Annotated in this window: 8 protein-coding genes and 1 tRNA gene; 8 read left to right on the forward strand and 1 reads right to left on the reverse strand. The window is 53.2% G+C overall.

Features of this window, described 5'->3' with window-relative positions; all coding sequences use genetic code 11:
- Positions 1 to 711 (forward strand): hypothetical protein (locus C4318_06280; protein MER3454752.1); only part of this gene is annotated, 711 nt, incomplete at its 5' end.
- 94 nt (positions 712 to 805) lie between these two features.
- On the opposite strand, the gene C4318_06285 is transcribed toward C4318_06280, so the two are convergent.
- Positions 806 to 1120 (reverse strand): antibiotic biosynthesis monooxygenase, encoded by a 315-nt coding sequence (locus C4318_06285; GenBank protein MER3454753.1) that lies wholly within the window; start codon positions 1118 to 1120, stop codon positions 806 to 808.
- Between the two features lie 266 nt (positions 1121 to 1386).
- Here C4318_06285 and C4318_06290 point away from each other — a divergent pair.
- From C4318_06290 to C4318_06320, 7 genes are all read left to right on the forward strand, one after another.
- Positions 1387 to 1463, forward strand: a tRNA-Met gene (locus tag C4318_06290).
- Between the two features lie 155 nt (positions 1464 to 1618).
- Positions 1619 to 2677 carry a prenyltransferase gene (locus C4318_06295; GenBank protein MER3454754.1) on the forward strand — a complete coding sequence of 353 codons (1059 nt, stop codon included), beginning with the start codon at positions 1619 to 1621 and terminating at the stop codon, positions 2675 to 2677.
- 157 nt (positions 2678 to 2834) lie between these two features.
- On the forward strand, positions 2835 to 3314 hold the full coding sequence (locus C4318_06300; protein ID MER3454755.1) for a hypothetical protein: 480 nt from the start codon (positions 2835 to 2837) through the stop codon (positions 3312 to 3314).
- 126 nt (positions 3315 to 3440) lie between these two features.
- The gene (locus tag C4318_06305; protein ID MER3454756.1) at positions 3441 to 4271 is read left to right on the forward strand and encodes a hypothetical protein; all 831 of its coding nucleotides are present in this window, start codon (positions 3441 to 3443) and stop codon (positions 4269 to 4271) included.
- Positions 4272 to 4273: 2 nt separating this feature from the next.
- Positions 4274 to 4735: a ribose 5-phosphate isomerase B gene (rpiB, locus tag C4318_06310; GenBank protein MER3454757.1), complete on the forward strand. Its 462-nt coding sequence runs from the start codon at positions 4274 to 4276 to the stop codon at positions 4733 to 4735.
- Positions 4732 to 5979: a serine hydroxymethyltransferase gene (locus C4318_06315; protein ID MER3454758.1), complete on the forward strand. Its 1248-nt coding sequence runs from the start codon at positions 4732 to 4734 to the stop codon at positions 5977 to 5979. Before rpiB ends, C4318_06315 begins: the two co-directional genes overlap by 4 nt.
- Positions 5906 to 7105: an undecaprenyl/decaprenyl-phosphate alpha-N-acetylglucosaminyl 1-phosphate transferase gene (locus tag C4318_06320; protein ID MER3454759.1), complete on the forward strand. Its 1200-nt coding sequence runs from the start codon at positions 5906 to 5908 to the stop codon at positions 7103 to 7105. The genes C4318_06315 and C4318_06320 overlap by 74 nt, the downstream gene beginning before the upstream one ends.
- The last annotated feature ends 223 nt before the right edge of the window (positions 7106 to 7328 follow it).

Below are 7328 nucleotides of genomic sequence, written 5' to 3' on the forward strand. Positions count from 1 at the left end.
GATAATCGAGATTACTTCTATATCATTCAGCCGTTTACACCTCAAGGACGACCGAATTTATTAGGATTTATTATCGCCAATTCTGACCCAGATCGGTATGGAGAGATCATCGCTTACTCGCTCCCGACCGACAGGCTTGTCGATGGCCCAGAACAAGTTATGGCGCGGATCAATCAAGAGCCACGAATTTCGCAGGAACTGACTTTGTTGGACCAACGCGGGTCCAGGGTAGTTTTTGGAAACCTCATTGTGCTTCCGCTGGCCGGCGATCTCCTTTATGTGCAGCCGGTGTTTATTCAGCCCGAGGATTCGCAACTTCCCACGCTGCAAAGGGTGATAGTCGTGTATAAGGATCGGGCAATCATGCGGGAGTGTGCAGCTGCGGCGTTGCTTGACGCTCTAGACAGACCCGGGCAATCTCCAACTCGATGTCCTAAGGGGGCTGCTACATCGACAGGAGATGTCTCAGGCGAAGTTTCGGTTACCCAGCCCCGTGAATCGTTGTCCCAACAGGGTCCGACTGGATCAGCCGCAGCCCCTGGTGCTGGTGGTTTATCCCTTTCACAAGCGCTGAACAATGCTGCACGAGCCTACGACGAAGCGCAAGCTGCGCTGCGGCAGGGAGACCTGGGAACTTATCAGCGCAAAGTCGAGGAGATGAAGCAGTGGATCGAGGAGGCCCGTAGTTTGCAGGCACAGCGGAGCCAGTAGGCCCGACAAAAGTCGGCCGGTGCGGATGTCCGGACAGATTGAGCCGCAAGATAGAGAGAACGGCTCATACGGGAGAGAAATCTACTTTTATTGACTAGGCTCTAGTCCTCTTCTTCTCCTCTGCAACCTCGAAAGTTTTTATCTCGCTAGAGGTCCCTATCGGGCCGTCTCCAGAGTGTTGGGCGTGTCCTCTGCGAAAGTCGTCGGACGATATCCAGCACTCAAAATCTTCACGACTACGCCAACGGGTATACACGAAGTACTCGTCGCTATTTTCTGGCCTTAGAAGCTCGAAGCTTTCGAATCCTGGTTGTTTTTCGACCAATCCAGCCCGAGTCGAAAAGCGAGCCTCGAACTCGGCTCGTTGATCGCGAGGGACAGTGACGATGTTAATGACGACATAAGACATACGAGCTCCTTTCCTGTTTTTATTTTCTCTATTTGACGGGCGTTGACGGCGTTTTGCGAGGCTTTAAGCCTCGCTTGGTTCTTACTCGACCCGGCTGTCGCTGCGCCGTGTGTTGTACACGATCGAATACTAAAAAACTTCAATAGTAAGTAGCCACATCAACTTAGACGGATTGCGGATGCTACGGATTTTTGCATTTGCAGTCGAAGGCCAGGTCAAATCTTGCCAGTCGTATGGGCATGAAGTGATAGCATGGTGACTTCCGACGCGGGGTGGAGCAGTCTGGTAGCTCGTCGGGCTCATAACCCGAAGGTCGCGGGTTCAAATCCCGCCCCCGCTACTAGATTCCCTGCATTCTGAGGATATATTTCCACGGAATTTTTCGGCAGATCCTCTAACGCTGTGAGGGGGACAGGATTTCTCCGATGCTCGACCCGTTCTTGCAGATCGAGGGTTTCGCGTTGCATTTGACGGTGAGGTGCCGCTAATTTCGTTCAAATGAACGAGATACACGCTACTAACGATACGACGCACGCCGAACCTCGAACTCAACGCTTCTCCCTCCTCGGGCGTTGGATACATGTCTTCCGGACCGGAAATCCGCCTCCAGTAGAGAACCTCGATCGAGTTACACGTTGGTTGGTGCTCACGAGGGCGGCCGTGCAGCCAATGACTCTCACCTCGGCGGTTCTCGCTGGACTGGTGGCGCTCAGGGCCAATGGATTCCGTTGGCAGTATTACCTGCTCTCCGTGTTAGGGCTTGTTTTGGCTCACGCTGCTAACAACTTGATGAACGACTTTTTTGACGTAGAGGCGGGATCCGACACAGACAACTATCCCAGAGCTCTTTATGCTCCACACCCCGTTTTATCGGGAATTATTTCCCGACGTGGCCTAGGAACAGCGGCAGCGGTTCTGAATCTTATTGACTTAGGTATCCTCGTTCTTCTTTTTAGAGCGAGAGGATGGCCCATAGTAGCCTTTGCGATAGCTGGTCTTTTCCTGAGCATCGCGTACACCGCGCCTCCGCTTCGTTTAAAAAAGATTGGATTGGGAGAGGCGGCAGTCTTTGTTGTGTGGGGTCCGCTCATGGTGGGAGGAACGTACTATGCAGCGGTGGGGACAATTGGCTCGAAAGTGTGGGCTTTTTCCATTCCCTACGGACTTCTCGCGTCAGCGGTACTGATGGGAAAGCACATAGACAAAATTCCGTGGGACCGAGAATTGGGCATAAAGACACTCCCGGTGATTTTGGGTGAGGAGAGATCCAAAGCGCTAACACGAGTCCTCATGTGGGGCTTCTACCCCGCGGTGGCGGCCCTAGTCTTGCTCAGAGTGTATCCATGGCCAGCGATAATCTGCTTTCTTGGTATTCACACTCTCCTCAAGGTAGACAAGGTTATAAGGGCGCCAAAACCCAATAAAAAGCCGGAGCGATTTACCGTGTGGCCGTTGTGGTACGCGGCATGGACATTCTTACACACAAGAAGAGCGGGCGCGCTTTTGGTGGTTGGAGTGGCCCTGGGCACCCTTCTTTTTCCTGTGCATCTGACCTGAGGCTGCTGGCTAAACCTTGAACAAATCTTAGCCACATCTCGGGAACATCTTTTGCTGCGAAATGTTATAAAAAGCGGCCCGAATGGAACAGTCTTCGAGGGTCGGGCCTGGACCTAATCAAATTTTAGGCGAAATTTGCGAAAGGAGGTGATGCGCTATGGCTACTCCTGAAAGGCGTGCGGCTTCAAGGCTTTTGGACCTTTGGTCGCCGAGGGGAGACATCTTTGACTGGGCAAGAGATCTTCAAAAGCGACTCGACGAAGTCTTCGGCGACTTCGTCCTTCCAGCTCGGACTGGCGAGATGTTTTCCCTATCGCCCCGAGTTGACGTTTTCGAGGAGGGCGAAGAGTTAGTCGTACGGGCTGAAGTGCCAGGCGTCTCTAAGGACGACATTGAAGTCACCGTGAAGGATGGCGTGCTATCGCTGCACGCAGAGTCCAAAAAAGAAGAAGAAAAGAAAGAGAGAGGATATTACCGCCGTGAGATGCAGTATGGCGCTTTCACTCGGCAGCTAGCTCTGCCGGTCGAGGTGGACGAAGAGAGCGCTCAAGCTACATACAAAGACGGCGTGTTAGAGATCCGCTTGCACAAAGCGGTTCCCGAGAAGGCGGGAGCCCGAAAGATTGAGGTCCAATAACAACCAGAGAGGCTCTGGACCTTGATCCTCAACGATCAAGACAGCAAGACAGTTGAGAATAAATAGTAGAGACTAGAGACCGCCATCGAGACCATTCGTGCGACCACTCGCCCCGGCCCGGCCGGTGTGCCTGTCGTAACGACCGATGGTGTCGAGGCTCCATTTCTGGTACTGAGTGTGAGCCGTAAAACGGGGTCTAAACGACAGGCCATGGACTTGGCCGGGGGGAGTGGTTTTTGCTTACCTGTAACCTGTCCTTGTCGGAGCCCATCTGGGACAATCGAGAAGAAATGGTCCATGACGTGTGAATTTCCTTTTACGATGTCGGACTCTAGCGATTGCCACCAGATCCTTGTGGTTTGTACAGCGAATGTTTGTCGTTCGGTTATGGCCGAACACCTCTTGACGCGCGAGTTGAGAGAGCGAGGTTTACGCGACGCGTTTTGCGTGGTTTCTGCTGGAACTAGAGTTGTCTTTTCTCCTTGGGAGAGAGATTGTTCGACTCATCTTCCTTCGAGGGGCGCTGTTGAGGTGCTGAGACGGCGGGGTATAGAGGTGGGTAACCACACCCGTCGGCGGGTGGTGCCAGACATTCTAGATGCCTCGAGTCTGGTACTGACTATGGAGCGGTTCCACCTTGAAGAGACTATTAATCTCTGGCCCCCAGTGGAGCCGAGGGCATTTGTACTCAAAGAGGCGGCAATTTTGGCCGAGTCGAAGCCTTTTGGCGCGGTTGATTTCGAATCCCGAGTAAAAGAGCTTGATGCGCGCCGGTCCAGCGCACGAGATGTTCTCTACTTGGATAAGAGCATTGACGTGGAGGACCCGATTGGGGGAACGCTGGAATATTACGAAGCCTGTGCTACAGAGATTGAGGATGCCCTACGAAGGTTGCTGGAGACTCTCTGGGTTGACCTGGAGATCCGTAGCCGGGAGCATGAAAACGGCAAGGGTTAGTCGTGAAGATTGCATTTGGAGCAGATCACGCCGGATATCGCCTCAAGGAGGAACTTGTTGAGTTCGCGAGAGCACAAGGGCACGATGTGATCGACTTCGGAACCGATAGCGATGCGAGCGTGGACTATCCTGATTTCGCGTCTCGGGTTGCAGAGGCGGTAGTGTCAGGCGATGTTGACAGGGGGGTGCTCGTGTGTGCTAGCGGCATCGGCATGTCAATCGCGGCAAATAAGGTCAGAGGGATTCGCGCTGCCAGGGTCGACACTTGCGCAGAGGCAGAGTTTAGCCGAAAACACAACGATGCAAACGTGCTCTGTTTCGGTCAGCGGTACATAGACAGTGACGAAGCCAGAAAGGCGCTTTCAACCTGGCTCGAAACCGAATTTGAAGGCGGGCGCCACCAGCGTCGAATTGACAAGATAGCGACGATAGAACTTGAGCAGTCATCCGAGGAGCTCAAATGATCGACCACCGATCCCTTGCGGAAGCCGACCCTGAGGTCGCAGCAATCATCCAGAAAGAACTCTCGCGCCAGAACTCCAAGATTCAACTGATTGCGTCGGAAAATTTCGTGTCCCGGGCTGTCCTAGAAGCCACTGGGTCAGTCCTCACGAACAAATACGCCGAGGGGTATCCAGGAAAGCGGTACTACGGAGGATGCGAGTACGTTGATGAGGCTGAGGAGCTAGGACGCCAGCGTGCAAAAGAGATTTTCCAAGCCGAGCATGCGAATCTACAGCCCCACTCTGGTGCACAGGCGAACATGGCTGTCTATTACGCGCTTTTGAAGCCCGGAGACACTGTGATGGGTTTGGCCCTTGATCAAGGGGGTCATCTTACCCATGGATCTCCTGTCAACTTCTCAGGGACTATGTACAACTTTGTGCCTTATGGGGTAGATCCCTCGACAGAACTAATTGACATGAACCAAGTACGGAAGGTCGCGCATGAAGTCCGTCCCAAGCTGATACTGGCTGGCGCCACCGCCTATCCTCGAATACCTGACTTTGCGGAGTTCAGAAGCATTGCCGATGAAGTCGACGCTCTTCTCATGGTAGACATGGCTCATTTTGCCGGTCTGGTGGCAGGAAAAGCCCATCCCAATCCCATCGCCTTTGCAGATGTCGTAACTACGACGACGCACAAGACCCTGCGGGGGCCGCGCGGAGGCATGATCTTGTGCAAAGAGAAGTTTGCTAAGGCTATAGATAAAGCGGTTTTTCCCGGAATACAGGGCGGCCCGCTTATGCATGTTGTTGCTGCAAAAGCAGTGTGCTTGGGGGAGGCAATGCGCTCAGATTTTCAGGGCTACGCAGCTCAAATTGTCAAGAATGCTCGTGCCCTTGCAGCCGCTCTGCACGAAAGGGGGGTCCGGCTGGTATCTGGCGGGACCGACAATCATCTCCTGTTGGCGGACCTTCGTAATTTTGACCTTACGGGAAAGGACGCAGAAGACCTTCTCTCGAGAGCCGGAATCATTCTTAACAAAAACACAATTCCCTACGATCCTGAAAAGCCGTTTATAACCTCGGGGGTGAGGATTGGGACCCCTGCCGTTACAACGTGCGGGATGAAAGAGAGTGAGATGGAGGTAATAGCAGACCTCGTGGTCGAAGTACTGACAAAGAAGGAGGATGCTCTCCCGGCAGTACGTCGCCGAGCTACGGAGTTGGCGACTGCTTATGCCCCATACCGTGACGAGAATTGACCTTAGCGACTACGGTTTCGTAGCCGTTGTAGCTGCCGCAGCATCGTTCGTGATAACTCCTATTGTCCGTCGTTGGGCTGTGTCAGTGGGAGCTGTGGTGCAGCCGAATCCTAGGCGGCACGTACACAAGTGGCCGACTCCTACGCTAGGCGGAGTAGCGATGTTCTATGCGTTGCTAGTTTCGATTCTCGCTTCGCTTACCAGACCCGGCCTTCGACCTGTCCTTCAGGCCACAAGCGAGATGTGGGGCGTACTTTTGGGGGCAGCTGTGATTTTTGGTGTCGGAGCTATTGACGACCTTCGGGAAATCTCACCGCCCGCTAAAACAGCCGGCCAGGTTCTTTCTGGGGTTCTTCTTTCCATGTTCGGGGTGACAATTCTCTACCTGAGATTATGGCCGACCGACCACTTCGTAGCTTTGGGGCGCAGCAGTGGCGACCTTGCGCTACTCGTGACAGTTCTCTGGGTGGTTCTCATGAGCAACGCAATCAATCTGGTCGATGGCCTCGACGGGCTGGCCGCCGGAATCGTCGCCATCGCGTCAGCATCTATTTTTGCGTTCGTATACCTGTTTTCGGGCGAGGGAATTATCTCTCCTACTTCCACCGGCCCTCTTGTGGTCGCAATGACCTTCGGAATCTCCATCGGGTTCCTACCCCACAATTTTCATCCCGCCCGCATGTTCATGGGCGATTCAGGGGCGATGCTGCTCGGTTTCCTGATGGCGGCTGCCACGATAGCCATTGGTGGTCAGAGTCCCGATTTGTTTCCAGGCAAGACTTTCTTTTTCTTCGGTCCGATGATCATTCCCATTGTGATCTTGGGAATACCTCTCGCCGACACGGCATACGCCGTTGTAAGACGTCTGGCTGGGCGCAGGTCGTTCACTTCTGCTGACAAAGAGCATCTACATCATAGACTTCTCAAGATGGGTCATGGACATCGTCGCTCGGTACTCATACTCTATGCATGGACAGCACTACTTTCTCTTATTGTTCTGGTGCCTGCTTATACCGGAAAAGGAAACTTTATGGCTTTCGGATTAGTGGCAGCTGCCGCCCTTGGTCTATATACGATCTTTTTTCCAGGTAAATCTGATTCACGAGATCAAACGGCTTCATTTTGATCCTTAGATCTAAGCACTTTGACTACAACCTTGACATTCTCACGTTCAGTACTTGCCTCACGCCACCGAGTCCTCCCTTGATTTTTTGGGAGAGAATCGACTAATTTTTTGGTATCGCATTCGCTGATTGGGCTAGATCACCCAAGGGCTTTGGAGCTCGATTAAGGGAAAAGCTGGGCTTGGCCCCTCCTTTTTTCTAGGTCCTGACTCCTGAGGGCGGAAT

It is taken from the genome of Acidimicrobiia bacterium, from assembly GCA_040289475.1.
GTDB lineage: Bacteria > Actinomycetota > Acidimicrobiia > ATN3 > PSLF01 > PSLF01.

Coding starts and splice junctions, on each gene's coding strand:
- C4318_06285 (MER3454753.1), bottom strand. CDS start 1,120: ATGTCTTATGTCGTCATTAACATCGTCACTGTCCCTCGCGATCAACGA.
- C4318_06295 (MER3454754.1), top strand. CDS start 1,619: ATGAACGAGATACACGCTACTAACGATACGACGCACGCCGAACCTCGA.
- C4318_06300 (MER3454755.1), top strand. CDS start 2,835: ATGGCTACTCCTGAAAGGCGTGCGGCTTCAAGGCTTTTGGACCTTTGG.
- C4318_06315 (MER3454758.1), top strand. CDS start 4,732: ATGATCGACCACCGATCCCTTGCGGAAGCCGACCCTGAGGTCGCAGCA.
- C4318_06320 (MER3454759.1), top strand. CDS start 5,906: ATGCTCTCCCGGCAGTACGTCGCCGAGCTACGGAGTTGGCGACTGCTT.